Genomic DNA, 24,382 nt, shown 5'->3' on the forward strand with positions numbered 1-24,382 from the left:
GAAGCAGTGACCGGTTGCCGGCCAGCGGCCGGCACTACCGCTTACTTGGCTTCAGCCTTGGCCAGCATGTCCTGCACCGAGGCGGTGGTGATCGGGTGGTAGCCCGGCTTGGCCTTTTCAAAGGCCTGCTTGGCCAGCTCCAGCCCCTTCGGGGTCTTCACCAGTTCCGCGTAGATCGGCAGGATCAGCTTGCGACGGCCGACGCGCTCGATGAACGCGGCAGCACCTTCGTTGGCCTGCTCGTAGCCGCTGCGGATCGCCAGCGGGTACCAGCGCATGGCGATCTCGCCATTCGGGGTGCCAGTGAAGTGGAACGCCTTGTCCAGCGTGGCCAGCTTGTCCAGCGGCTGGGTCGCACCCAGGCCGTCGATGAAGCGCACCCATTCCTGCGTGCTCCAGTCGGCGATGACCTGGCTGCTGGGCACGGTGCCGGCGCTGGCGAAGGCAATACGTGCGGTATCGACGCTGCTGAAGTTGCGCGACTGCGCCTTGGCCGCGAACGCCGGGATACCCGGCTCGTCCAGCCAGGCCTTCAGTTCGGCCTCGGTCACGGCCGACGGATTCTTCGGCAGCAGGTTCTTCTTCATGTAGTCGACGAACTGGTCGGTGTTCGCGCTCTGGAAGGCGTGGTCATCGAACCAGCCCCGCAGGAACGGATCGAAGGTCTCGCGGCCGAAGCGCTGTTCCAGGAACTCCAGGAACCATGCACCCTTGACGTAGGCGACCTGGCTGAGCGCTTCGTCGGGGTCGCGCTCGTTCAGCGGCGGCAGCGCCAGCGCCTGGTCGGTCGGGCTCATGTCCTTCACCTCGGCCAGCAGGTCGGTCTGGTCGATCTGCTTCTCCATCTCGGCCATCTCCTTGCCGTACAGGGCTTCGGTGATGCGGCCCTGGACGTAGGTGGTGAAGCCTTCATTGAGCCAGATGTCCTTCCAGCTGGCGTTGGTCACCAGGTTGCCCGACCAGCTGTGCGCCAGTTCGTGGGCGACCAGCGAGACCAGCGACTTGTCGCCGACGATCACGGTCGGGGTGGCGAAGGTCAGGCGCGGGTTCTCCATGCCGCCGAACGGGAACGACGGCGGCAGCACCAGCATGTCGTAGCGGCCCCAGCGGTATTCGCCGTAGAGCTTCTCGGCGGCACCGATCATCTTCTCGGTGTCTTCGAATTCCTTGGCGGCCTTGTTGACCATGGTCGGCTCGGCCCAGACGCCGGAGCGGCCGGAGATCGGCTCGAACACCAGGTCACCGGCGGCGATGGCCAGCAGGTAGGACGGAATCGGCTGCGGCATCTTGAAGGTGTAGTCACCATCACGCGCGGCCTTCGGATCGTTGTCGGCGCTCATCAGCACCATCACGTCCGGGCGCGAGACCACGTGCGCGCTGTAGGTGAAGCGCACGCTCGGGGTGTCCTGCAGCGGCACCCAGGAACGGGCATGGATGGCCTGCGACTGGCTGAACATGAAGGGCAGCTTCTTGCCCTCGGTCATCGACGGCGCCAGCCACTGCAGGCCCGAGGCGGTCGGTGCGGTGTGGTAGGTCACTTCCACCTTGGCCGGCTGCTCCGCAGCCTCGATGGTCAGCTTGCTGCCGAACACCTTGTCGGCCGGGGCCAGCTCGAACTTCAGCGGGCTGCGTGCGCCATCGGCGGCGACGGCCTCGACCTTGGACACGGTCAGCTCGCGGGTGTCGAGCACCAGCTGCCTGGCGTCCTTCTGTTTCCATTCCAGGGTGTAGGTGGCGGTGCCGCCGATCTGCTTCTGGTCGAAGTCCAGCTTCAGATCCAGCGCGATGTCCTTGATGACGACCTTGTCCGGCTCGGCGTACGAGCTTTCGTCGTGGCTGCGGTTCTCGGCGTTCACGGGGGCGGCGGGGGCCTTTGCGGCAGTCGGGGCGGCGGCGGGCGCGGCCGCCTCCTGGGAGCAGCCGGCGGCCAGGGCCACGGCCAGCGGAAGGAGCATCAGCGGATTACGCATGAATCGGGACCGTTACGGGGATCAAACCCCAATGGTACCTCCCTCGGGCCCGGCAGGCGTTGCGCGGTGCGGGGTAATGGCGGCCCACAGCACCGGTCGTGCCGGGCGCTGGCCGGCATCCGCACGGACGATGACCGGGCACGGGGATGCCGGCCAGCGCCCGGCACGACCGGAACACCGGGCTTACAGCTTGTAGCCGGAGTGGATCGAAACGATGCCGCCGGTCAGGTTCTTGTAGTGGCAGCGCTCGAAGCCGGCCTGCCCCATCATCGCCTTCAGTTCGTCCTGCGGCGGATGCTTGCGGATGCTCTCGGCCAGGTACTGGTAGCTGTCCGAATCGTTGGCGAACAACTTGCCCAGCCTGGGCAGGATCTTGAACGAGTGGAAGTCGTAGATCGGCTTGAACCAGTCCGCAGTGACTTCGGAGAACTCCAGCACGCGGGCCTGGCCGCCCACCTTCAGCACGCGGTACATCTCGCGCAGGCCGGCGTCCTTGTCGGTCACGTTGCGCAGGCCGAAGGCAATGGTGACCAGGTCGAAGCTGTTGTCCGGGAACGGCAGGGCTTCGGCGTTGCACTGCACGTAGTCCAGGCCAAGCACCAGGCCGCGGTTGGTCAGGCGGTCACGGCCGACCGACAGCATGCCGGCGTTGATGTCGCCCAGCACCACCGAGCCCTCGGCGCCGACGCGCTCCTTCAGCAGCGCGGCGATGTCGCCGGTGCCGCCGGCCAGATCGAGCACGCGGTCGCCCGGCTTCACCTGCGCGGTCGCCACGTAGTAGCGCTTCCACGCCCGGTGCACGCCCAGGCTCATCAGGTCGTTCATCAGGTCGTAGTTGCGCGCGACCGAGGTGAACACCTGGCCGACCAGCTTCTGCTTGTCCTTGGCGGCGACGTCGCGGAACCCGAAATGGGTGGTACCGGCTTTGTAGGGGGATTCGCTCATGGCCCCGATTATCGCACCGCCGGGGGCCAGCGGCACCCCCTGCCCGTATCATGGTGGGCCACGACTGACCGGAGCCCCCGCATGATCACCACGCCCGACTACCAGGCCCTGCTGCAGACCGCCATCGCCGAAGCCCGTCAGGGTCTGGCCGAGGGCGGGGTGCCGATCGGCGCGGCGCTGTACCACAACGACGGCCGCCTGCTCGGCTGCGGCCACAACCGCCGCGTGCAGGAAGGCGACCCGTCGGTGCACGGCGAAACCGACGCCTTCCGCAAGGCCGGCCGCCAGCGCCGCTACCAGGACACCATCATGGTCACCACGCTGGCCCCATGCTGGTACTGCTCGGGCCTGGTGCGCCAGTTCAACATCGGCACCGTGGTGGTGGGCGAATCGCGCACGTTCCAGGGCGGCATCGACTGGCTGCGCGAAAACGGCGTCAACGTGATCGACCTCGACAATCAGGAATGCGTGGACCTGCTGGGCGATTTCATCAGCCGTCATCCCGACATCTGGAACGAGGACATCGGCGAATGAGCCACACGCACTCGTCTCTGCAAGACATTTAATGAACGCTTCAGCGCCGGTGCGCCCTTGTGCCGGCGGCCTTTGCGGGCATCGGCGTGACCCCGCGCACAGTCAGCCAGGTCACGCGCACACGCTGCGGTAACACCCCACGGGGCTGACACGCCTACGGTGGGGTCACCGGGGCACCCTTCCCCCGGCGGAGCCAGCCATGTGCGCGCACGCCGTACGCCCTACGACAGACCCGATCCTCGATCCGATCCGCGAACGCTTGCAGCGGCAATATGCACTGCACCGGCGCGGCGCGCTGTTCTGGACTGCCTATCAGCACATGCAACTGGAGCTGGTCCGCCGCCACCCGCTCGACCACGAACGCCTGTGCAATGCGATGGCCGCTCTGGCCGAAGACCTCGGTGCGGTCGAACACGCCCAGTTGATCGGCCATGCCAACGCAGGCTCCACATTCCGCTGACGCGGCATGCACCGCCATATACGCCACACTCCGATGAACCCCCACTCCCTTTCCACTCAACCGAACTGGATTGTCATGCACGCTGAAGTCCCCACCATTCCTCCGGTCATCAATGTAGACGCCGAGCTTGACCACTGGCGCCGCCAACATGCCGAAGGCGCACTGCCGCACAACTCGTTCGGCTCGTACGTGCCGTGGATCAAGTTCGCCTGTGATTCGCTGATCACCCAGCCGCGCGCCAGCGAGGCCGAACGTGATGAGATGTTCCAGACCCAGTACGCCCTGCAGATCATGCCGCGGCTGAGCGAAGCCCAGGCCCGTGAGTTCGTCGACCGTTGCTGGCAGCACGTCTACCAGAGCAGCCCGGTGCGCAGCCTGCAGGCGCCACGACTGCAGCGCATGCGCGCCTGACCGGCGCTGCACGGCGCCTGCACGGGTCACTGCCGATCATCCTCGTCACCTGAGTGGGAACACGACGACGATGAAAGCGCGCAACCTGTTCAATACGATCGCCAAGAAGGCCGCGACAGCCACCGGCTCACCGTGGACCTTCCTGGCTGCGGTAGGGATCGTGGTGATCTGGGGCATCAGTGGTCCGGTGTTCGGTTTCAACGACACCTGGCAGCTGGTGATCAACACCGGCACCACCATCATCACCTTCCTGATGGTGTTCCTGATCCAGCACACGCAGAACGCGGACACCGCCGCGATGCAGATCAAGCTGGACGAGCTGATCCGGGCGACGGCCGAGGCCAACAACGAACTGCTGGATCTGGAAGAACTGGACGAAGCGCGCCTGGAAGAGATCCGTGCCGAGTACGAGCAGATGGCCCGCGAAGCAGGCGATGCGCTGGCGCGCGTTCGCGCCTGCCATGCTGCGCGGCGCGACGATGAAGCGATCTGACGGTAGCGCCGGGCCATGCCCGGCGAGCGCGATACCCGGAAGAATCCCACACGGGCCATCGCCCTCGGCTGATAACGGCGGACATCCCATCAGTGCAGACTGGCGCCATGTCCAGCCGTCACCTGGAACGCGGCCGCCACTCCCGTATCGGGGGCTACTACGTCCTCACCACGGTCGTACGCCACCGGCGTCCGGTGTTTGAAGATCCACGTTGTGCAACGTGTCTTGTGGATGCATTGAGGTATGTTGAACGCATGGGCCTCAGTCGGTCCTTTGCTTGGGTCGTCATGCCTGACCATCTGCACTGGCTGATGCAGCTGCGCGACGGATCACTGGCGCGCATGATGGGAACGGTGAAATCCCGCAGCGGCCGGTTGCTGGGGCAGCAGTTCGGCATACAGACGCCTTTGTGGCAGCCGAGCTATTTCGATCACGCGGTACGCAGCGAGGAAGCCTTGAGGCGCCATGCGTTGTACATCCTGGGCAACCCCATCCGAGCAGGGTTGACCCTGCATCTCGATGAATATCCGTTTGCATGGTGCCGTTGGCCCATGCGGTAGCGCCTGACCATGCCCGGCGAGCACGAAGTGCGGTCCGCCCAGACGTCAGGCATGCAGGAACGAAAAGCCGCCGGGCGTGGCCCGGCGCTACCGGTATCGAATTGCTGCTCAGCCGCGCTCGTGCCAGCCACCACCCAGCACCTTGTACAGGGTGATGCGGTTGGCCTGCTGGGCCAACTGCGCCTGCAACTGGGTCTGCTGCGCGTTGTAGGCAGTACGCCGTGCGTCCAGCAGGGTCACGAAGCTGTCCAGGCCGGCGTCGTAGCGTGCCTGCGACAGGCGGTTGGCCTGTTCGGCCGCTTCCACCAGGCGCTGCTGTGAACTCACCTGCTCATCCAGGCTGACATTCAACGCCAGCGCATCGGCGGTTTCGCGGAAGCCCACCTGGATCGACTTCTCGTACTGCGCCAGTGCGATATCACGATCGGCGTTGGCGACGGCCAGGTTGGCGCGCAGCTTGCCGCCCTGGAAGATCGGCAGGGTGATCTTCGGCAGGAAACTCCATACGCGAGTGCCGCTGTCGAACAGGCTGGACAATTCGCTGGAGCCACTGCCAATGCTGCCGGTCAGCGAGATGCTCGGGAAGAACGCGGCACGTGCCGCGCCGATGTTGGCATTGGCGGCCAGCAGCTGGTGTTCGGCGGCCATGATGTCCGGGCGCTGCAGCAGCACATCGCTGGGCAGGCCGGCCGGCGGCGGCGCCAGTGCCAGCAGCTGCGGTTCGATGCCGTCCGGCAGCAGCGCTGGATCCAACTGGCCACCCGCCAGCAGCGCCAGCGCGTTGCGGTCCTGGGCCAGCTGGCCACGCAGGCGCGCGGCATCGGTGCGCGCGGTTTCGACCAGCGTGCGGGTCTGGGTCAGTTCCAGCGCCGAACTGCCGCCACGCTCGTGGCGGGCCTCGGCCAGGCGCAACGAATCCTCGTAGGTCTTCAGCGTGGCATCGGCGATCTTCAGACGCTGGGCATCGGCACCGTAGGTCAGCCACGCCGTCGCTGTCTCGGCCACCAGGCTCAGCTGCGCGTTGCGACGATTGGCAGCCACGGCAAAATACTGCTGCAGTGCCGCTTCGCTGAGGTTGCGCACGCGGCCGAACAGGTCCAGCTCGAACTCGGCCACGCCGACACCGGCGGTGAACTGCTCGGTGACGCCGGCGTCGGTGCCTTGGCGCTGCATCTGGCCGGTGACGGCCACGCCGGGCACGCGGTCGGCGCGCTGTACGCGGTACTGGCCGCGCGCGCGTTCAACGTTGAGCACGGCCACGCGCAGGTCTCGGTTGTTCTGCAGCGACTGCTCGATCACCTGCTGCAGGCGCGCATCGGTGAAGAAGTCGCGCCAGCCGACGGCGGCGACATCGGCCACCTGGCCCTGTACAGCCTCGGCCGGCCACTGCGCCGGAATTGCCGGAGCGACGGCGGTGTTCTTCGGCACCAGAGTGGAGCAGCCGGCCAGCGCGAGCGCGGCGGCAATGGAAAGGAACAGGGATGCACTTTTCATGGGAATGACTTCCATCGGTACTGCCGGATGGCAGGAGGCGATGCCGGCCAGCGGCCGGCACTACCGTTTCGATAACGCCAGCCTGAGGCCGGCATGGCCGTTTCGCTTACGTCGCGGATTTGCGCTTGAACACGCGCTGCACCACCACGAAGAACAGCGGCACGAAGAACACGCCGAGCACGGTGCCGACGATCATGCCGCCGAGCACGCCGGTGCCGATCGCCTGCTTGGCGCCGGATCCGGCACCGGTGGAGATCGCCAGCGGTACCACGCCCATGCCGAAGGCCAGCGAGGTCATCACGATCGGACGCAGGCGGTCGCGCACGGCGTGCATGATCGACTCGATCAGGCTGGCGCCCTTTTCCAGGTTTTCCTTGGCGAACTCGACGATCAGGATCGCGTTCTTGCTGGTCAGGCCCACCGTGGTCAGCATCGCCACCTGGAAGTAGATGTCGCGCTCCAGGCCCTTGAAGGTGTTGGCCAGCACCGCGCCGAGGATACCCAGCGGGGCCGCCAGCAGCACCGCGGTCGGCACGCTCCAGCTTTCGTACATCGCGGCCAGGCACAGGAACACGATCATCAGCGACAGCGTGTACAGCAACGGCGTCTGCGAGCCGGCCTGGCGTTCCTGGTAGGACATCGCCGTCCATTCGATGCCGAAACCCGCGGGCAGTTGCTTGGCCAGCTGTTCGATCTCGGCCATGGCATCACCGGAGGCGACGCCCGGGGCCGGCTCGCCCTGGATTTCCATTGCCGACACACCGTTGTAGCGCTCCAGGCGCGGCGAACCGTAATCCCAGTGCTTGGTGGCGAATGCACTGAACGGCACCATCTCGCCCTTGTCGTTCTTCACGGACCAGAGGTCGAAGTCCTCCGGGACCATGCGGAACGGCTGGTCGGCCTGCACGAACACGCGCTTGACGCGGCCACGATCGACGAAGTCATCGATGTACGAGCTGCCCCACGCAGCGGCCAGCGTGCCGTTGATCTGGTCGATCGACAGCCCCAGCGAGGTCGCCTTGGCCGCGTCGATGTCGATGCGGAACTGCGGCGTGTCCTCCTGGCCGTTCGGGCGCACGTTGGCCAGCTTCTTGCTGCCGGCGGCCAGGCCGAGCAGCTGGTTGCGTGCGGCCACCAGTGCCTCGTGGCCCTGGCCGCTGTTGTCCTTCAGGAAGAAGGTATAGCCCGAGGCAGTACCCAGTTCCGGAATGGCCGGCGGCGGGAAGGCAAAGATGAAGGCATCCTTGATCTGGCCCAGGGCTGCCATCGCACGACCGGTGATCGGCATCACGCCATTGTTGGCGTCACGCTCGCTCCAGTCCTTCAGCTTGACGAACGCCATGCCGGCGTTCTGGCCCATGCCGGCGAAGCTGAAGCCCTGCACGGAGAACACCGAATCCACCGCATCCTTCTCGTTCTGCAGGAAGTGGTTCTCCAATGCCGCGATCGATTCCAGCGTGCGCTCCTGGGTGGCGCCAACCGGGGCCTGCACCAGCGCCATCAGCACGCCCTGGTCTTCGTTGGGCAGGAACGAGCTGGGCAGGCGCACGAACAGCACGCCCATCAGCACGAACAGTGCCGCCACGATGCCCATGAAGCGCCACGGACGATGGATGATGCCGCGCACACCACGCTGGTAACTTTCGCTGGTGCGGTCGAAGCCACGGTTGAAGCCGTTGAAGAAGCGACCGGCCAGGCCGCGGTGGGCAACATGATGCTCGCCCTTCTTCAGCGGCTTGAGCATGGTCGCGCACAGTGCCGGCGTCAGCACGATCGCCACCAGTACCGACAACGCCATTGCAGAGACAATCGTGGCCGAGAACTGCCGGTAGATCACGCCGGTGGAGCCGCTCATGAAGGCCATCGGCACGAACACCGCCGACAGCACCAGGCCGATACCCACCAGCGCACCGGTGATCTGGCCCATCGACTTGCGGGTCGCTTCAAGCGGCGACAGTCCTTCCTCGGACATGATGCGCTCGACGTTCTCCACCACCACGATGGCATCGTCCACCAGCAGGCCGATCGCCAGCACCATCGCGAACATGGTCAGCATGTTCACCGAGAAGCCCAGCATCGCCAGCACGCCGAAGGTACCCAGCAGCACCACCGGCACGGCGATGGTCGGGATCAGGGTGGCGCGGAAGTTCTGCAGGAACAGGTACATCACCACGAACACCAGCACGATCGCTTCAAGCAGGGTCTGCACCACGCCCTTGATCGACACGCGCACGAACGGGGTGGTGTCGTACGGGATCTCGGCCTTCAGCCCGGCCGGGAAGAAGCTCTTCATGTCTTCCAGCGCAGCGTCCACGCCGGCAGCGGTATCCAGCGCGTTGGCGCCGGTGGCCAGGGTGACCGCCAGGCCGCTGGCCGGCTGGCCGTTGTAGCGGGTGACGAAGTCGTAGGACTCGGCCCCCAGTTCGACGCGGGCGACATCACCCAGGCGCAGCTCGGCACCGTCCTGCGCGCCGCGCACGATGATGTTGCGGAACTGTTCCGGGGTCTGCAGGCGCGACTGCGCGTTGATGGTGGCGTTGAGCTGCTGGCCCTTCACCGACGGCGCACCGCCGAGCTGGCCGATCGCCACCTGGGCATTCTGCGCCTTGATCGCCGCAGTCACTTCCGCGACGGACAGGCCATAGGTATGCAGCTTGTTCGGGTCCAGCCAGATGCGCATGGCGTACTTGCCACCGAATACCTGGATGTTGCCCACGCCCGGCACACGGCTGAGGCGGTCGACGACATTGGAACCGACGTAGTCGGCGATGTCATTGGCGTCCATGCTGCCGTTCTCGGACACGAACGCGATGACGTTCAGGAAGCCCGAGCTGGACTTGGCCACGTTGATGCCCTGCCGCTGCACTTCCTGCGGCAGCAGCGGCATGGCCAGCTGCAGCTTGTTCTGCACCTGCACCTGGGCGATGTCCGGGTTGGTGCCGCTCTCGAAGGTCAGGGTGATGGTGGCCTGGCCGTTGGACGAGCTGTTGGAGGAGAAGTAGATCAGGCCATCAAGGCCCTTCATGTTCTGCTCGATGATCTGCGTCACCGAGTCTTCGACCACCTTGGCCGATGCACCCGGGTAGGTGGCGCTGATTTCCACCGCCGGCGGCGCGACGTTGGGGTACATCGAGACCGGCAGCTTGAACAGGGCCAGGCCGCCGGCGAGCATGATGATGATGGCGATCACCCACGCGAAGATGGGTCGATCGATGAAAAAGCGTGCCATGGGGTTCTCCGCTTACTTCGCGTCGCCGGCCGGGGCGGCAGGCTGGGCGACGGCCGCCGGCTTGGCCGGTGCGTCGCCCTTTTCGGTGGCCTTGACCGGCATGCCGGGGCCGATCTTCTGCAGGCCTTCGACGATGACCTTGTCACCGGCCTTCAGGCCCTCCTCGACCAGCCACTTGTCGCCGACCGTGCGGCTGACCTTGACCGGGCGTACTTCGACCTTGTTGTCCTTGCCGACCACCATCGCCGTGGTGTCGCCCTTCGGATCGCGGGCGATGCCCTGCATCGGCACCAGCACTGCATCACTGCGCACGCCGCCGCCGATCACCGCACGCACGTACATGCCCGGCATCAGCAGGCCGTCCGGGTTGTCCACCTTCACGCGCAGGCCGAAGCTGCCGGTGGCCGGATCGACGCTGACTTCGGAGAACTCCAGCGTGCCCTTGTGCTCGAAGGTGCTGCCGTCTTCCATCAGGATGCTGACCGGCAGGGTCTGGTTGTCCTGCAGGCGGCCGGCGGCCAGTTCGCGGCGCAGCTGCAGCAGCTCGGCCGAGGACTGGGTCAGGTCGACATAGATCGGATCCAGCTGCTGCACCGTAGCCAGTGCATTGGCCTGGCCGGCGCTGACCAGCGCACCCTGGGTGACGCTGGACTTGCCGATGCGGCCGCTGATCGGCGCGGTGATGCGGGCGTAGCCCAGGGTGACGTTGGCCGCGTCCAGCGATGCCCTCGCGGCACCGACATCCGCCTCGGCCTGCTTCTGCGCGGCCACGGCATTTTCCAGGTCCTGCTGGCTGACCGCATCGACCTTGGCCAGCTCGGTGATGCGCTTGGCGCTCAGCCGGGCGGCATTGGCGGTGGCCTCGGCGCGGGCCAGCTGGGCGCGGGCACTGTTGGCCTGGGCGCGGTAGCTGGCGTCCTCGATCTGGTACAGCGGCTCGCCGGCCTTGACCATGCCACCTTCGGTGAACAGGCGCTTGGCGACGATGCCGTTGACCTGCGGCCGCACTTCGGCGACCAGGAAGGCGTTGGTACGGCCCGGCAGTTCGCGGGTCAGGCCCACGGTCTCGGACTTCAGCGTGACCACAGTGACGTCACCCGGGCCCTGCTCGGGGGCCTGGGGTTGGCCGCCGCAGGCAGCCACGGTCGCGGCGATCGCCAGCGACAGTGCAAAGGGTCGGATTCGGCTCAGCAACATGACGGAAAGGCTCATAGGGGAAGGAATCTCAAATCGCGCTGATACAGGCCGAAAGCGCCAGCAGGCAACGCTCACCAGCGGGGAGTGGGAGCCGGACCGGCCTGCCACGCACACGACGGGAATGATGGGAGCGAAATATACATACATGCTTGTTTGTTTGTAAACCGGTACAATTCAGCCACGTTTCACCCGCACTCGTACCCATCCATGGCCCGCAAGACCAAAGAGGACACCCAGGCAACCCGGGAAGGCATCCTTGACGCCGCCGAAGCCTGCTTCCATGAACACGGCGTGGCCCGTACCACGCTGGAGATGATCGGTGCCCGCGCCGGCTATACCCGCGGTGCGGTCTACTGGCACTTCAAGAACAAGAGCGAGGTGCTGGCCGCGATCGTCGAGCGCGTGCATCTGCCTTTCATGCAGGAGCTGGAGCGCACCTCGACCGACCAGCGCGACACGCCGGTGCACGACCTGCGCGCGGTGATGATCCACTCGTTCATCGAACTGTCGGAGGACGAGCGCCTGCGCAAGACCATGGAGATCATGCTGCGCAGCGATGCGTCGGCTGATACCAGGGTGCTGACCGAACTGCAGCAGGCCGGTTTCCGCGATGGCCTGGACCGGATGGAACGTGCCCTGCGCCGGGCAAAGGACCTGGGCCAGCTGCGCGAGGGTGCAGACCCGAAGATCGCCGCACGCATGCTGCACGCCACCGTGCTGGGCGTACTGCACGGTGCGATGGTCGAACCGGATCTGATGGACCTCAAGCGCGATGGCATGCTCGCACTGGACATGACCCTGGCCGCCTACGTAAAGGACGGGGTGTTCGTTCCCGGCACCGTGCCCGAGCCGCTGCCCGAGGCATGAGCGGGGTCGCTGCCGCCACCGCAGCCCCAATGTGAGGACAGACCCATGATCCTGGACAACGTGGTGTGGGGCTTCATCGGCTGCGGCAGCGTCACCGAGAAGAAGAGCGGCCCCGCCCTGGCCAGCACACCGGGCTCACGGGTGGCGGCGGTCATGCGCCGCAATGCCGCATTGGCCGAAGACTATGCGCGGCGCCACGCGGTGCCACGCTGGTACACGGATGCCGACGCGCTGATCGCCGATCCGGACGTGAACGCGGTGTACGTCGCCACGCCGCCCTCCACGCACATGCAGTACGCATTGCAGGCGATTGCCGCAGGCAAGCCGGTCTACATCGAAAAGCCGATGGCAATGGACCATGGCGAATGCGAGCGCATCCTGGAAGCCAGTGCACGCCGTGGCGTGCCCGTGTTCGTCGCCTACTACCGCCGCGCCCTGCCCCGATTCGCGCAGGTGAAGCTGCTGCTGGACAGCGGCGCGATCGGTACACCGCGCAGCGTTCGCGCCACCCTGCATCGGCCGCATTCGGTGGATGCCGCATCGCCGGACTTCTGGCGGACCAATCCCGCGATCTCCGGCGGCGGGCTGTTCGTCGATCTGGGCTCGCACACCTTGGACCTGCTCGATCATCTACTGGGTCCGCTGAGCGATGTGCGCGGCCTGGCCAGTTCGTTGGCCGGCGCTTACGCCGCCGAGGACAGCGTTTCAATGTGCTTCCGCACTGGAGCGGGCGCGCACGGCATCGCGCAATGGTGCTTCTGCGCGTTCCGCCGCCAGGATGAGATCGAGATCACCGGCGACCGCGGGCAGCTGCGCTTTGCCACCTTCGAGGATGTTCCGGTGGTGCTGGAGACCGAAGCCGGCGTGCAGACGTTCGACATCCCCAACCCGTCGTCGATCCAGCAACCGTTGATCGCCTCTCTCGTGGACGAACTGCGCGGCAACGGGCACTCGCCCTCGAACGGCATCAGCGCTGCTCGCACCAGTGCAGTGATCGACCAGGTACTGCAGGCGTACCGCGCCCGGCAATCGTGCTGAGCGCCAACGCAGAAGGCCGCCCTGCGGCGGCCTTTTGCGTTGCAGCGAGTGGGGGCAGAGCCCTCGCCACGGCGAGGGATCCGACCGGATCGGGCGTTACAGGATGTAGCGGCTCAGGTCCGGGTCCTGCACCAGCTCGCCCAGGTGTGCATCGACGTAGGCTTTGTCGATGGCCAGGGTTTCGCCATCGCGGTCCGGTGCCTCGTAGCTGAGCGAATCCAGCAGGCGCTCCAGCACCGTATGCAGGCGGCGCGCGCCGATGTTTTCCTGGCGCTCGTTCACCTGGAACGCGATCTCGGCCAGGCGCTCGATGGCATCGGCGGTGAAACTGACCTTGACGCCCTCGGTGGCCAGCAACGCTTCGTACTGCTTGGTCAGCGCAGCCTTCGGCTCGGTCAGGATACGCACGAAATCACCCTTGCTCAGCGCCCCCAGTTCCACGCGGATCGGGAAGCGGCCCTGCAGCTCCGGAATCAGGTCGCTGGGCTTGGCCAGGTGGAACGCGCCCGACGCGATGAACAGGATGTGGTCGGTCTTGATCGTGCCGTACTTGGTGGACACGTTGGAGCCTTCCACCAGCGGCAGCAGGTCGCGCTGCACGCCTTCGCGGGAGACATCGCCACCGCCCACGTTGTCGCCGCGCTTGGCAACCTTGTCGATCTCATCGATGAAGACGATGCCGTGCTGCTCGCACGCCTCGATTGCGGCAGTACGGATGTCATCCTCGTTGACCAGCTTGCCGGCTTCTTCCTCGATCAGCAGCGGGCGCGCGGCCTTGATGGTCAGCGTGCGCTTGTGCGCCTTCGCGCCGCCGCCGAGATTGGCGAACATCGACTTCAGCTGCTGGCCCATTTCCTCCATGCCCGGCGGGGTCATGATGTCCATGCTGACATTGGCCGCCAGGTCGAGCTCGATCTCGCGCTCGTCCAGCTCACCGTTGCGCAGCATCTTGCGGAACTTGATGCGGGTCTCGTTGTCCTGCGCCGACGGTTCGTTGCGGGCGACTTCCGGATCGAAACCGATGCCGCCGCTACGACGCGGCAGCAGCGCATCGAGGATGCGGTCTTCGGCGCGTTCTTCGGCCTGGGTACGCACGCGCACCTTGGCCTGTTCGCGATAGAGCTTGACCGCGGTGTCGGCCAAGTCACGGATGATCTGTTCGACGTCCTTGCCGACGTAGCCGACTTCGGTGAAGCGGGTGGCTTCGACCTTCACGAACGGTGCGTTGGCCAGCGTGGCCAGGCGGCGCGCGATCTCGGTCTTGCCGACACCGGTCGGGCCGATCATCAGGATGTTCTTCGGCATCACTTCATTGCGCAGCTCCGCCGGCAGCTGCATGCGACGCCAGCGGTTGCGCAGGGCGATGGCCACCGCGCGCTTGGCGTCGTGCTGGCCCACGATGTGCCGGTCCAGTTCCTGCACGATCTCGCGCGGGGTCATGGTGGCGGAGGAAACTTCGATCTTCGACATGGATGTGCTCACGGATTCTTTGTCGGTAGTGCCGGCCGCTGGCCGGCAACCAGGCACGCGTGGGGGGATCATGAGGTCGCCGGCCAGCGGCCGGCGCTACCCTCACAGTTCCTCGACCACCACGTTGCGGTTGGTGTAAATGCAGATGTCGCCGGCGATGCCGATCGCTTCACTGGCGATGGTGCGTGCATCCAGTTCGGTGTGCGCCATCAACGCGCGCGCGGCCGACAGTGCATAGGAACCACCGGAGCCGATGGCGATGATGCCGTCCTCCGGCTCGATCACATCGCCGGTGCCGCTGATGATCAGCGAGGTTTCCTTGTCAGCCACTGCCAGCAGGGCTTCGAGCTTGCCCAGGCGGCGCTCGGTGCGCCAATCCTTGGCCAGCTCGACCGCAGCGCGCTGCAGCTGGCCGTGCTTTTCCAGCTTGGCCTCGAACAGCTCGAACAGGGTGAAGGCATCGGCGGCGGCACCGGCGAAACCGGCCAGCACCTGGCCGTCGCGGCCAAGGCGGCGCACCTTGCGCGCGTTGCCCTTCATCACGGTGTGGCCCAGCGTGACCTGGCCGTCGCCGGCAATGGCCACGTGCTCGCCGCGACGGACGCAGACGATGGTGGTGGCGTGGAAAACGTTGGGGTTCTGACTGGGGTCCATGATGCCTCCGGGGTGACAGAACCAGAGGTGGGGACTGCGCTGCGCCCTTCAAGCCACCCGCGACCGGCCACCGCAGGGGCAACGTTCAGCTTTCTCCGCTGCCCTCGTTGCTGCGTCGGCGCTTGGCGCGCGGATGCGCGGCGTCGTAGACCTTGGCAAGGTGCTGGAAATCGAGGTGGGTATAGATCTGCGTGGTGGCGATGTCGGCATGGCCCAGCAGCTCCTGCACACCACGCAGGTCGCCGGACGATTCCAAGATGTGGCTGGCAAAACTGTGCCGCAGCATGTGCGGATGCACATGCTTGAACAGGCCCTGGCGCTGCGCCAACTGGCGGATGCGGATCTGCACCGCGCGCTGGCTGATCGGCCCGTTGCGACCGGGGAACACCGGCGATGCCGGACCACCGCCACTTTCCGCGCGCCACGCCTGCAGCGCTTCGCGTGCCGGCCGGCCGAACGGCACCCGGCGCTGGCGGTTGCCCTTGCCCAGCACGTTGACCAGCCCGCTGTCGAAATCCAGGTCGCGCCAGGTCAGCGCGCAGACTTCGCTCAGGCGCAGGCCGGAGGAATAGAACAGTTCCAGCAGCGCGCGGTCACGGCGGCCGAGCTCACCTTCCGGTTCAAGCTCGACCAGCTGTACGGCTTCGTCGGCATCGAGCACCTGCGGCAATCGGCGCGGTGCGCGCGGTGCCTTCAGCGTCGCTGCAGGGCTGACCTCGATGCGGCCGTGCTTGAGCAGCCAGGCATAGAAGCTGCGGCAGGCCGACAGGCGGCGCTGCAGGCTCTTGGCCGACAGGCCGCGGCGATGCTCGTCGGCGACGAACTGGCGCAACGCATCGGCATCGAGCGCCTCCACCGCCACGCCACGCGGTTCGGCCCAGACCGCTAGCGCGTCCAGGTCGCGGCGGTAGGCGTCAAGCGTATGCGCCGACATCCGCCGCTCCACCTGCAGGTGCTGCAGGAAGGCCTGTACCGCGCTCATCGTCGTCCGGTCCTGCTCAGTCGTGGAAGCGCTTCAGGCCAGTGGCCAGGGCGTCGCCCATCATGCGCAGGAACAGCGTGCCCATGCCCGGGTAGAAGCGGTTCGGGTCGTGGCTGCCGACTGCGATCAGGCCGACGCCCGGCAACGGCAGCAGTGCGGTGGTCTGCACTTCCTCGCTGCGCACGCCGTACAGGACGGCATTCTTTTCCGGCTGCAGGCGGCCGCAGATCGGCTCGCCGTCGTTCAGGCAATCACGGAACGGGCCCAGTTGCGGATCATCGGCAGCAATCACCTGCAACCAGTCGGCCTGTTCCAGCCCGGCCACCGGCGCATGCACCACCAGCCGCACCAGGTCGCCGGCGAAGTCTTCCTGCAGCGATGCGGCCATCGCGCGCAGGGTATCGGCCGCGTTGTCCTGCTTCATCAGTGCCAGGGTCAGCTGGTGCGTGCGCACCGCAAGGCGTTCATTGACCTGGGCGGTCGCGCCCAGGTCGGCCAGCCGTCGTGCCAGCTCGCGGTTCTTCTCGCGCAGCACTTCCAGCTGGTAGCTGGCCAGCGATGCGGTCGGGCCGTCATCGCGCGGCACCACCAGGGTCAGGGCCAGGTCCGGGAACTGCTTGAGGAAGCCGGGATGACGCCGCAACCAGGCAGCGACTTCATGGGCCCCGAGCTTGTCGACGGTTTCGCTCATGCCATCCACTCCCCTTCGAAGACGAATGCGGTCGGGCCTGCCATCACCACCGGCTGGCCATCGCCCGGCCACTGGATGCGCAGGTCACCTCCGGGCAGGCTGATGCGCGCATCGCGCTGCAGGCGGCCGCGCTGCATCAGGGTCACGGCGGCGGCGCAGGCGCCACTGCCGCAGGCCAGGGTCTCGCCGACACCGCGCTCGAACACGCGCAGGCGGGCGTGCGCCGGGCCCATCACCTGGGCGAAGCCCACGTTCACCGAGCGCGGAAACGACGCGTGCTGCTGCAGCAGCGAACCCACGCGTTCAACCGGAGCGGCATCGATCAGGCCGACTTCGATCACCGCATGCGGGTTGCCCATCGACACCGCAGCGAAGCGTACGCTCTCGCCCTGCAGCGGCAGCAGGTATTCCTCGCGCGGGTGGGCGAAACCCATCAGCGGCACGTTGGCCGGCTCGAAAGCAGGCACGCCCATCGTCACCGCAAACTGCCCTTCGCCCAGCGCCTTCACCTCATGGCTGGCCAGCGGGCTGTCGATGACGAACGCATCGCCCTGCGCACTGCCCTCGCGCACCAGCCAGGCCGCGATGCAGCGCGCGCCATTGCCGCACTGCTCGGAATTGGAACCGTCGGCATTCCAGATGCGGTACGAGGCCACCGAGCCTTCCGCACGCGGCGCCTCGATGGTCAGGATCTGATCGCAGCCGACGCCGGTGTGGCGGTCGGCCAGGCGCGCGGCCAGTTCAGGCGTGGGCGGCGCAGTGCCGTCACGCAGGTCGATCACTACGAAATCGTTGCCCGCGCCATGCATCTTGCTGAAGCGCAGGGCCCTGGAACCGGCCTTACTCATTCCCGCTGCCCGCCTTCTTCGCTGGCGCGGGTGCCGGCTGGGTGGTCGTTGCAGCCGGGTCGACGGTCGTGGCCGGGGCAACGGCACCCTGGGCCTCCGCCGGGGTCGCCTCGGTGGCGGGCTCGGCAGCGGGTTCGACGGTTTCTTCCACCGGCACCGGCTTCTGCGGCAGTACCAGCGGGCCCTTGTTGCCGCAGGCGGCGAGGAGCAGCAGCGAGGCCGCTGCCAGCGGAATCAGGATGGCGTTTCGATGGGGGATCTTCATGCCCCGAGTATAGCCATTGGCGGCTGAGCGGTTGGTGCAGGGAATCGGGTTGCCGGCCAGCGGCCGGCACTACCGCCGGCGCTCAATCCGCGGGCGGTGGCGGCAACGGCCGCGTCCACAGCCAGATTGCGACCACGGTCATGCTGCCGATCGAGAACCACTTCACCCAGGCGATCGGCACGCACCACAGCATGATGGCGGCACACACCGCCATGGTGATCGTGGCCATCCACTTGCCATAGCGGCTGACCGCCCCGTGTGCCTGCCAGTTGGCGATGGCCGGGCCGAAGCGCGGGTGCTGCAGCAGCCAGGTGTGCAGGCGTTCGGACCCACGTGATGCAGCCCACGCCGAGATCAGGATGAATACGGTGGTCGGAAGGCCCGGCACGAAGATGCCGACGATGCCGGTGCCCAGGCTGACGTAGGCCAGCAGCCACCACGCCCAGCGGAAACGCACCACGCGCGGTGGCGTGGCGGTATCGCGGGACGCGGTGGGCTCGGGCAGGCTCATGGCCGCAAGGATAACGGTTCGGGGTGCCCGGCAACGCCCGGCCCCCCTTCGCCGTTACGGCTGGGCGATGCCCAGCTGCTGCAGCACGAACGCGTACGACTCGGACAGCTCGCGGTAGCGCTGGAAGCGCCCGGACTTGCCACCATGCCCGGCCTCCATGTTGGTGCGGAACAGGATCGGGTGGTGGCCGGTGTTGTCGTCACGCAGCCTGGCCACCCACTTGGCCGGCTCCCAGTACTGCACCTGCGAATCCCACAGTCCGGTGCCCACGAACAGCGCCGGGTAGGCCTGCTGCTTCACGTTGTCGTAGGGGGAGTAGGACAGCATGTAATCGTAATACTGTTTCTGTTCCGGGTTGCCCCACTCGTCGTACTCGTTGGTGGTCAGCGGAATGGTCGGGTCGAGCATGGTGGTGACCACGTCGACGAACGGGACCTGCGCCACCATCACCCGGTAATCCTGCGGGGCCTGGTTGGCCACCGCACCCATCAGCAGGCCACCGGCACTGCCGCCGGACGCGGCGACGCGATCCTTCGCCGCCCAGCCCTGTGCGACCAGGCCGCGGGTGACGTCGATGAAGTCGTTGAAGGTGTTCTGCTTGTGCAGCAGCTTGCCGTTCTCGTACCAGTCGCGGCCCATTTCCTGGCCACCGCGGATATGGGCAATGGCATACACTACGCCGCGGTCGAGCAGGCTCACCGCGGTCTGGTTGAAGTACGGATCCATCGACATGCCATAGCTGCCATAGGCGTACTGGAACAGCGCGCCCTTGCCATCCTTCTGGTAGCCCTTGCGGTAGACCAGCGACACCGGCACCTTCACGCCATCGCGCGCGGTGATCCAGACGCGGTCGGTTTCGTACTTCGAGGCGTCATAGCCGATCACCGGCTGCACCTTCAGTTGGCGGCGCTCACCGGTGGCGGTGTTCAGTTCGAACACGGTGGTCGGGGTGGTCATCGAGGTGTAGACGTAGCGCAGCCACGGCGTATCGGCCTCGGTGTTGTCCCCCAGGCCCATCGAGTACGCCGGCTCGTCCGCCTTCACGTAGTCGCTGCGGCCATCCTTGAACAGCAGGCGGATGCGCTCCAGGCCCTCGGAACGTTCGGCGATGGCGGTGTAGCTGTCGAACAGCTCGAAGCCTTCGATGAACACCGCATCGTCATGCGCGATCCAGTCCTTCCACTGCGCACGCGAGGTGGCATCGGTCGGTGCGGTGACCAGCTTGAAGTTCTTCGCACCGTCGTTGGTGCGGATCACCCAGCGGCCGTCGTAGTGGTCGGCGTCGTACTCGACGTCACGCTGGCGCGGGGCCAGCACGGTGAAGGTGGTCGGATCGCTGGCCGGTGCGTAGCGCTCTTCCGAGGACACGGTGCTGTGCACGCCGATGGTGATGAAACGATCGTCGCGGGTGCGGCCGATGCCCATGTAGAAGCTGTCGTCCTTCTCTTCGTAGACCACGGTGTCGGCGCTGACCGGGGTGCCCAGCACGTGCTTTTTCACCCGCACGGTCAGCAGCGTTTCCGGATCGTTCTCGACGTACAGCACGGTGCGGTTGTCGTCGGCCCAGACCAGGTCGCCGGAGCTGCCGGTGATCACATCGGGCAGCACCTTGCCGGTGGCCAGATCCTTGAAGCGGATCGTGTACTGGCGGCGGCCGACATCATCATCGGCCCAGGCCAGCAACTGGTTGTCCTGGCTGACCTCCATCGAGCCGACGCTGAAATACCCCTTGCCAGCGGCCATGGCGTTGACGTCCAGCAGGATCTCCTCGGCGGCCTCCATGCTGCCCTTGCGGCGCGCGTGGATCGGATAGTCCTGGCCGGTCTCGAAGCGGCTGTAATACCAGTAGCCGCGTTCGCGCGCCGGCACGCTGGAATCGTCCTGCTTGATGCGGCCGACGATCTCCTTGTACAGGGTGTCTTCGAGCGGCTTGAGCGGCGCCAGCACCTGGTCCGCGTAGGCATTCTCGGCCTGCAGGTAGGCCAGCATGTCCTTGTTCTCGCGCTTGTCGTCGCGCAGCCAGTAATAGTCATCGTTGCGGGTCGCGCCGAACGGCGCCTTGACCACATGCGGATGCCTGGCGGCATCCGGCGGAACGGGCGGAGTGGCGGCGGTAGCAGTCGTGGTCATCAGGCTGGCGAGCAACAGGCAGAGGGTGGACTTCATGAAGTAGGGTTCCTTGAACTGCAATGCAATGGCGTCCTTGTGCCCGAGTCTGGGTTGCAGGAGGGTTGCGGGCAACCCTGCGGATCGTCATGGGGTAGTGCCGGCCGCCGGCCGGCAACCTCACGAACCCGGAGACGGTCGGAATGCGGGCCGGCGGTCGGCACTACCAGAACGCATGACCCCGACGCGCGGCGTACCATGGGCACATGAGTACCCTGCCCCACCCGCCGGGCTACAGCCGGCGCAGCCATGAAATCGCCCCGTTCCACGTGATGTCCCTGCTGGCCCGCGCGCAGGCGCTGGAACAGGCCGGCCACGATGTGATCCACCTGGAAATCGGCGAACCGGACTTCACTACCGCCGAACCGGTCGTGCGGGCCGGCCAGGCCGCACTGGCCGCCGGTCACACCCGCTACACCGCCGCGCGTGGCCTGCCGGCGCTTCGCCAGGCGATCAGCGGCTTCTACCGCAGCCACTACGGTCTGGACATCGATCCTGAACGCATCCTGGTCACCCCGGGGGGATCCGGTGCGCTGCTGCTGGCCAGCAGCCTGCTGGTCGATCCCGGCCGCCACTGGCTGCTGGCCGACCCCGGCTATCCGTGCAACCGCCACTTCCTGCGCCTGGTGGAAGGCGGTGCGCAACTGGTACCGGTCGGGCCGGAGACCGCCTACCAGCTGACCCCGTCACTGGTGGAACAGCACTGGAATGCCGACAGCGTCGGCGCGCTGGTCGCCTCGCCGGCCAACCCGACCGGCACCGTGCTTTCCGCCGCCGAGCTGGCGGCACTGTCGAAGACCCTGCACGCGCGTGGTGGCCACCTGGTGGTGGACGAGATCTACCACGGCCTGACCTATGGCCTGGATGCGCCCAGCGTGCTGCAGGTGGACGACAGCGCGTTCGTGCTCAACAGCTTCTCCAAGTACTTCGGCATGACCGGGTGGCGGCTGGGCTGGCTGGTAGCGCCGCCGTCCGCCGTACCGGATCTGGAGAAGCTGGCGCAGAACCTGTACATCAGCGCGTCAAGCATCGCCCAGCACGCCGCGCTCGCCTGCTTCAGCGAAGAATCGATGGCGATCTTCGAGCAGCGCCGCGACGCGTTCCGCCAGCGCCGCGACTTCCTGCTGCCGGCACTGCGCGAGCTGGGCTTCCGTATCGAAGTCGAGCCACAGGGCGCGTTCTACCTGTACGCCGACGTCAGCGCCTTCACCGACGATGCGCAGGCGTTCTGCGCCCACTTCCTGGAAACCGAGCACGTGGCGTTCACCCCGGGCCTGGATTTCGGCTTCCATCGCGCCAACCAGCACGTGCGCCTGGCCTATACCCAGGAGGTGCCGCGATTGCAGGAGGCGGTGGCGCGGATTGCGCGCGGATTGAAGCGCTGGCAGGGATCACGCTGACGGCGGTGCCGGCCAGCGGCCGGCACTACCGGATAATGAAAAACGCCGCCCTGGGGCGGCGTTTTCCGTTCTGCTTACTTGCCGCCCAACCGCTCCCACAGGAAGCTGTAGGCCAGTGCCGACATGTGCGCGGCCTGCGCATTGTTGGCGGCGCCGCCGTGACCCCCTTCGATGTTCTCGTAGTAGGTCACGTCCTTGCCGGCGTCGATCATCTTCGCCGCCATCTTGCGGGCATGGCCCGGGTGCACGCGGTCGTCGCGGGTCGAGGTCGTGAACAGCACCGGCGGGTAGTTCTTCTTCGCGTTGAACAGGTGGTACGGCGAGAAGGTCTTGATGAACTCCCAGTCACTGGTATCCGGGTTGCCGTACTCGGCCATCCACGAGGCACCGGCCAGCAGGTGGCTGTAGCGCTTCATGTCCAGCAAGGGCACCTGCACCACCACCGCACCGAACAGCTCCGGGTACTGGGTCAGCATGTTGCCGGTCAGCAGGCCACCGTTGCTGCCGCCCTGAACGCCCAGGTGCTTGGCGCTGGTGATCTTGCGCTTGACCAGGTCCCGCGCCACCGCGGCCATGTCTTCGTAGGCCTTGTGGCGGTTCTGCTTCAGCGCCGCCTGGTGCCAGCGCGGGCCGTACTCGCCGCCGCCGCGGATGTTGGCGACCACATACACACCGCCCTTCTCCAGCCAGGCGCGGCCCATGCCACCGGAATAGCTCGGGGTCAGCGAGATCTCGAAGCCACCGTAGCCGTACAGCAACGTCGGATTGGAGCCATCGAGCTTCATCGCCCTGTCGTGCACCACGAAGTACGGCACGCGGGTGCCGTCCTTGCTGGTGGCGAAGTGCTGCTCGATCACCTTGCCCTTGGCATCGAAGAAGGCCGGCATGGTCTTCAGTGTTTCCGGGGCCTGGCCGATCTCGGCCAGCGCCAGCGTGGTCGGGGTCAGGTAGTCGGTGGCGGTCAGCCACACTGCGTCGCTGTCATTGCTGTCCACTGCAGCCACGCCCAGCGTGCCGAAGGCAGGTGCGCCGACGAAGCGGCTGGTCTGCCAGCCATTGGCACCCGGGGTCAGCACCGACAGGCGGTTCTTGACGTCGTCCAGCACGTTCAGCACCAGGTGGCTCCTGGTCCAGGTGGCGCTGGCCAGCGAGGTGGTCGCGGTCGGGGTGAACAGCACCTCGAAGTCGCGCTTGCCGGCCAGGAAGTCGTCCAGCTTGGTCGCCAACAGCGAACCGGACGCGTAGGTCTTGCCGCCCACGGTCCACGGGTCGCGCAGCTCCAGGGTCAGCCACTGCTTGTGCAGGCCCTTCTCGGCCGAATTCGGCGCGTCGATCTTGGTCAGCGTGCCGTCGTCGCCACGCAGGTAGAGTTCGTTGTTGTAGAACGCCAGCGTGCGGCTGACCAGGTTGCGCTCGAAGCCCGGGGTGTCATCGTGCATCGCCGCGATGTACATGTCTTCCGGCTTGCCTTCGTACACCGTCGTGGCCGAGGCCATCGGCGTGCCGCGCTTCCACAGCTTGGCTACGCGCGGATAGCCGGAGGTGGTCATCGTGCCGGCACCGAAATCGGTGTAGACGAACACGGTGTCGCGATCGACCCAGTTGAGGCCGCCCTTCGACTCCGGACGGAAGAAGCCGTCCTTGATCCAGGTCTTGTTGGCCAGGTCGAATTCGCGGGTGACGTCGGCATCGGCGCCGCCGCGCGACAACGCGATCAGGCAACGGCTGTAGTCCGGGCGCAGGCAATCGGCGCCGTGCCAGACCCAGTTCTCACCCTCGGCCTTGTTCAGTGCATCCAGGTCGAGCACGGTCTCCCACTGCGGCGAGGCCTTGCGGTACTCGGCCAGGGTGGTGCGCCGCCACAGGCCGCGCTCGTGCTGCTGGTCCTTCCAGAAGTTGTAGTAGTAGTCACCGATCTTCTGCACGCCGGGAATCTTGGCATCGGAGTCGAGCACCTCGCGGATGCGGGTCTCCATCTGCTTGAAGGCCGGGGTCTGCGCCAGGCGCGCCTCGGACTTGGCATTCTGTTCCTTGACCCAGGACAGCGGCTTGTCGCCGGTGACGTCCTCCAGCCAGGCGTAGCGGTCGGTATCTTCAGCGGCCACGGCGGTCCCCACCGAGGCAGCGGTCATCATGCCGGCCAGCAGGCAGGCGGAAGCGAGTCGTGACATTGCAGCTCCAGGCAGTCATAAGCCGT

22 protein-coding genes are annotated in these 24,382 nt (G+C 66.5%); 8 read left to right on the plus strand and 14 right to left on the minus strand.

The genetic code is table 11. The features are described 5' to 3' along the window. Positions 1-41: 41 nt before the first annotated feature. Together AC5P66_RS12630 and ubiE are read right to left on the minus strand one after the other, a co-directional pair. Positions 42-1,970, minus strand: coding sequence for a M1 family metallopeptidase (locus AC5P66_RS12630; RefSeq protein ID WP_478483408.1), 1,929 nt, complete (start codon positions 1,968-1,970; stop codon positions 42-44). Positions 1,971-2,153: 183 nt separating this feature from the next. Then, the gene (gene ubiE, locus AC5P66_RS12635; RefSeq protein WP_005419407.1) at positions 2,154-2,915 is read right to left on the minus strand and encodes a bifunctional demethylmenaquinone methyltransferase/2-methoxy-6-polyprenyl-1,4-benzoquinol methylase UbiE; all 762 of its coding nucleotides are present in this window, start codon (positions 2,913-2,915) and stop codon (positions 2,154-2,156) included. Positions 2,916-2,996: 81 nt separating this feature from the next. On the opposite strand from ubiE, the gene AC5P66_RS12640 reads away from it, so the two are divergent. From AC5P66_RS12640 to AC5P66_RS12660, 5 genes are all read left to right on the plus strand, one after another. Beyond that, a complete protein-coding gene (locus tag AC5P66_RS12640) occupies positions 2,997-3,449 on the plus strand; it encodes a nucleoside deaminase (protein WP_005419409.1) in 453 nt (150 codons plus the stop codon). Positions 3,450-3,648: 199 nt separating this feature from the next. Then, positions 3,649-3,909: a hypothetical protein gene (locus AC5P66_RS12645; RefSeq protein WP_099495722.1), complete on the plus strand. Its 261-nt coding sequence runs from the start codon at positions 3,649-3,651 to the stop codon at positions 3,907-3,909. Positions 3,910-3,984: 75 nt separating this feature from the next. After that, entirely contained in the window at positions 3,985-4,320 is a 336-nt protein-coding gene (locus tag AC5P66_RS12650) for a hypothetical protein (protein ID WP_005411085.1), read from the plus strand. 70 nt (positions 4,321-4,390) lie between these two features. Next, the gene (locus tag AC5P66_RS12655) at positions 4,391-4,813 is read left to right on the plus strand and encodes a low affinity iron permease family protein (RefSeq protein ID WP_099485376.1); all 423 of its coding nucleotides are present in this window, start codon (positions 4,391-4,393) and stop codon (positions 4,811-4,813) included. A gap of 107 nt (positions 4,814-4,920) precedes the next feature. Further along, complete coding sequence (locus AC5P66_RS12660) at positions 4,921-5,373, plus strand: REP-associated tyrosine transposase (RefSeq protein ID WP_099485375.1); 453 nt, start codon at positions 4,921-4,923, stop codon at positions 5,371-5,373. A gap of 108 nt (positions 5,374-5,481) precedes the next feature. On the opposite strand, the gene smeF is transcribed toward AC5P66_RS12660, so the two are convergent. From smeF to smeD, 3 genes are all read right to left on the minus strand, one after another. Further along, on the minus strand, positions 5,482-6,882 hold the full coding sequence (smeF, locus tag AC5P66_RS12665; RefSeq protein ID WP_141653560.1) for a multidrug efflux RND transporter outer membrane subunit SmeF: 1,401 nt from the start codon (positions 6,880-6,882) through the stop codon (positions 5,482-5,484). Between the two features lie 91 nt (positions 6,883-6,973). Then, the gene (gene smeE / locus AC5P66_RS12670; RefSeq protein ID WP_100478785.1) at positions 6,974-10,096 is read right to left on the minus strand and encodes a multidrug efflux RND transporter permease subunit SmeE; all 3,123 of its coding nucleotides are present in this window, start codon (positions 10,094-10,096) and stop codon (positions 6,974-6,976) included. A 12-nt stretch (positions 10,097-10,108) separates the two neighbouring features. After that, positions 10,109-11,293, minus strand: coding sequence for a multidrug efflux RND transporter periplasmic adaptor subunit SmeD (smeD, locus tag AC5P66_RS12675; protein ID WP_049414357.1), 1,185 nt, complete (start codon positions 11,291-11,293; stop codon positions 10,109-10,111). 207 nt (positions 11,294-11,500) lie between these two features. On the opposite strand from smeD, the gene smeT reads away from it, so the two are divergent. Together smeT and AC5P66_RS12685 are read left to right on the plus strand one after the other, a co-directional pair. Beyond that, a complete protein-coding gene (gene smeT, locus AC5P66_RS12680; RefSeq protein WP_049414358.1) occupies positions 11,501-12,160 on the plus strand; it encodes an efflux transporter SmeDEF transcriptional repressor SmeT in 660 nt (219 codons plus the stop codon). A 45-nt stretch (positions 12,161-12,205) separates the two neighbouring features. After that, complete coding sequence (locus AC5P66_RS12685) at positions 12,206-13,198, plus strand: Gfo/Idh/MocA family protein (RefSeq protein ID WP_263467607.1); 993 nt, start codon at positions 12,206-12,208, stop codon at positions 13,196-13,198. Positions 13,199-13,294: 96 nt separating this feature from the next. Here AC5P66_RS12685 and hslU read toward each other — a convergent pair whose 3' ends face one another. From hslU to AC5P66_RS12725, 8 genes are all read right to left on the minus strand, one after another. Next, positions 13,295-14,668 carry an ATP-dependent protease ATPase subunit HslU gene (gene hslU / locus AC5P66_RS12690; protein ID WP_049438988.1) on the minus strand — a complete coding sequence of 458 codons (1,374 nt, stop codon included), beginning with the start codon at positions 14,666-14,668 and terminating at the stop codon, positions 13,295-13,297. Between the two features lie 102 nt (positions 14,669-14,770). After that, positions 14,771-15,322 carry an ATP-dependent protease subunit HslV gene (gene hslV / locus AC5P66_RS12695; RefSeq protein ID WP_005411093.1) on the minus strand — a complete coding sequence of 184 codons (552 nt, stop codon included), beginning with the start codon at positions 15,320-15,322 and terminating at the stop codon, positions 14,771-14,773. 85 nt (positions 15,323-15,407) lie between these two features. After that, positions 15,408-16,304 carry a tyrosine recombinase XerC gene (xerC, locus tag AC5P66_RS12700; RefSeq protein ID WP_049438989.1) on the minus strand — a complete coding sequence of 299 codons (897 nt, stop codon included), beginning with the start codon at positions 16,302-16,304 and terminating at the stop codon, positions 15,408-15,410. 16 nt (positions 16,305-16,320) lie between these two features. Continuing rightward, complete coding sequence (locus tag AC5P66_RS12705; RefSeq protein WP_049414366.1) at positions 16,321-16,995, minus strand: DUF484 family protein; 675 nt, start codon at positions 16,993-16,995, stop codon at positions 16,321-16,323. Then, positions 16,992-17,843: a diaminopimelate epimerase gene (gene dapF, locus AC5P66_RS12710; RefSeq protein ID WP_049414367.1), complete on the minus strand. Its 852-nt coding sequence runs from the start codon at positions 17,841-17,843 to the stop codon at positions 16,992-16,994. Before dapF ends, AC5P66_RS12705 begins: the two co-directional genes overlap by 4 nt. Beyond that, on the minus strand, positions 17,836-18,108 hold the full coding sequence (gene lptM, locus AC5P66_RS12715) for an LPS translocon maturation chaperone LptM (RefSeq protein ID WP_061479704.1): 273 nt from the start codon (positions 18,106-18,108) through the stop codon (positions 17,836-17,838). Before lptM ends, dapF begins: the two co-directional genes overlap by 8 nt. Positions 18,109-18,190: 82 nt before the next feature. Then, positions 18,191-18,619 (minus strand): YbaN family protein, encoded by a 429-nt coding sequence (locus tag AC5P66_RS12720; protein ID WP_099495716.1) that lies wholly within the window; start codon positions 18,617-18,619, stop codon positions 18,191-18,193. Between the two features lie 54 nt (positions 18,620-18,673). Then, entirely contained in the window at positions 18,674-20,785 is a 2,112-nt protein-coding gene (locus AC5P66_RS12725) for a S9 family peptidase (RefSeq protein WP_099485379.1), read from the minus strand. A 206-nt stretch (positions 20,786-20,991) separates the two neighbouring features. On the opposite strand from AC5P66_RS12725, the gene AC5P66_RS12730 reads away from it, so the two are divergent. Beyond that, on the plus strand, positions 20,992-22,185 hold the full coding sequence (locus AC5P66_RS12730; RefSeq protein WP_134709719.1) for a pyridoxal phosphate-dependent aminotransferase: 1,194 nt from the start codon (positions 20,992-20,994) through the stop codon (positions 22,183-22,185). Between the two features lie 74 nt (positions 22,186-22,259). Here the strand turns inward: AC5P66_RS12730 and AC5P66_RS12735 are convergent, their stop codons facing one another. Next, positions 22,260-24,356 carry a prolyl oligopeptidase family serine peptidase gene (locus tag AC5P66_RS12735; RefSeq protein ID WP_005419457.1) on the minus strand — a complete coding sequence of 699 codons (2,097 nt, stop codon included), beginning with the start codon at positions 24,354-24,356 and terminating at the stop codon, positions 22,260-22,262. Positions 24,357-24,382: the final 26 nt, after the last annotated feature.

The sequence above is a fragment of the Stenotrophomonas sp. YJH_SMC_122 genome (assembly GCF_059369535.1).

What these genes read in the sequence shown, in the direction of transcription:
- AC5P66_RS12705 (WP_049414366.1), bottom strand. Translation starts at nt 16,995, where the DNA reads ATGAGCGAAACCGTCGACAAGCTCGGGGCCCATGAAGTCGCTGCCTGG.
- lptM (WP_061479704.1), bottom strand. Translation starts at nt 18,108, where the DNA reads ATGAAGATCCCCCATCGAAACGCCATCCTGATTCCGCTGGCAGCGGCC.
- smeE (WP_100478785.1), bottom strand. Translation starts at nt 10,096, where the DNA reads ATGGCACGCTTTTTCATCGATCGACCCATCTTCGCGTGGGTGATCGCC.
- AC5P66_RS12640 (WP_005419409.1), top strand. Translation starts at nt 2,997, where the DNA reads ATGATCACCACGCCCGACTACCAGGCCCTGCTGCAGACCGCCATCGCC.
- AC5P66_RS12730 (WP_134709719.1), top strand. Translation starts at nt 20,992, where the DNA reads ATGAGTACCCTGCCCCACCCGCCGGGCTACAGCCGGCGCAGCCATGAA.
- ubiE (WP_005419407.1), bottom strand. Translation starts at nt 2,915, where the DNA reads ATGAGCGAATCCCCCTACAAAGCCGGTACCACCCATTTCGGGTTCCGC.
- dapF (WP_049414367.1), bottom strand. Translation starts at nt 17,843, where the DNA reads ATGAGTAAGGCCGGTTCCAGGGCCCTGCGCTTCAGCAAGATGCATGGC.
- smeT (WP_049414358.1), top strand. Translation starts at nt 11,501, where the DNA reads ATGGCCCGCAAGACCAAAGAGGACACCCAGGCAACCCGGGAAGGCATC.
- AC5P66_RS12655 (WP_099485376.1), top strand. Translation starts at nt 4,391, where the DNA reads ATGAAAGCGCGCAACCTGTTCAATACGATCGCCAAGAAGGCCGCGACA.
- smeD (WP_049414357.1), bottom strand. Translation starts at nt 11,293, where the DNA reads ATGTTGCTGAGCCGAATCCGACCCTTTGCACTGTCGCTGGCGATCGCC.
- AC5P66_RS12685 (WP_263467607.1), top strand. Translation starts at nt 12,206, where the DNA reads ATGATCCTGGACAACGTGGTGTGGGGCTTCATCGGCTGCGGCAGCGTC.
- AC5P66_RS12645 (WP_099495722.1), top strand. Translation starts at nt 3,649, where the DNA reads ATGTGCGCGCACGCCGTACGCCCTACGACAGACCCGATCCTCGATCCG.
- hslU (WP_049438988.1), bottom strand. Translation starts at nt 14,668, where the DNA reads ATGTCGAAGATCGAAGTTTCCTCCGCCACCATGACCCCGCGCGAGATC.
- hslV (WP_005411093.1), bottom strand. Translation starts at nt 15,322, where the DNA reads ATGGACCCCAGTCAGAACCCCAACGTTTTCCACGCCACCACCATCGTC.
- smeF (WP_141653560.1), bottom strand. Translation starts at nt 6,882, where the DNA reads ATGGAAGTCATTCCCATGAAAAGTGCATCCCTGTTCCTTTCCATTGCC.
- AC5P66_RS12725 (WP_099485379.1), bottom strand. Translation starts at nt 20,785, where the DNA reads ATGAAGTCCACCCTCTGCCTGTTGCTCGCCAGCCTGATGACCACGACT.
- AC5P66_RS12650 (WP_005411085.1), top strand. Translation starts at nt 3,985, where the DNA reads ATGCACGCTGAAGTCCCCACCATTCCTCCGGTCATCAATGTAGACGCC.
- AC5P66_RS12720 (WP_099495716.1), bottom strand. Translation starts at nt 18,619, where the DNA reads ATGAGCCTGCCCGAGCCCACCGCGTCCCGCGATACCGCCACGCCACCG.
- AC5P66_RS12735 (WP_005419457.1), bottom strand. Translation starts at nt 24,356, where the DNA reads ATGTCACGACTCGCTTCCGCCTGCCTGCTGGCCGGCATGATGACCGCT.
- xerC (WP_049438989.1), bottom strand. Translation starts at nt 16,304, where the DNA reads ATGAGCGCGGTACAGGCCTTCCTGCAGCACCTGCAGGTGGAGCGGCGG.
- AC5P66_RS12660 (WP_099485375.1), top strand. Translation starts at nt 4,921, where the DNA reads ATGTCCAGCCGTCACCTGGAACGCGGCCGCCACTCCCGTATCGGGGGC.
- AC5P66_RS12630 (WP_478483408.1), bottom strand. Translation starts at nt 1,970, where the DNA reads ATGCGTAATCCGCTGATGCTCCTTCCGCTGGCCGTGGCCCTGGCCGCC.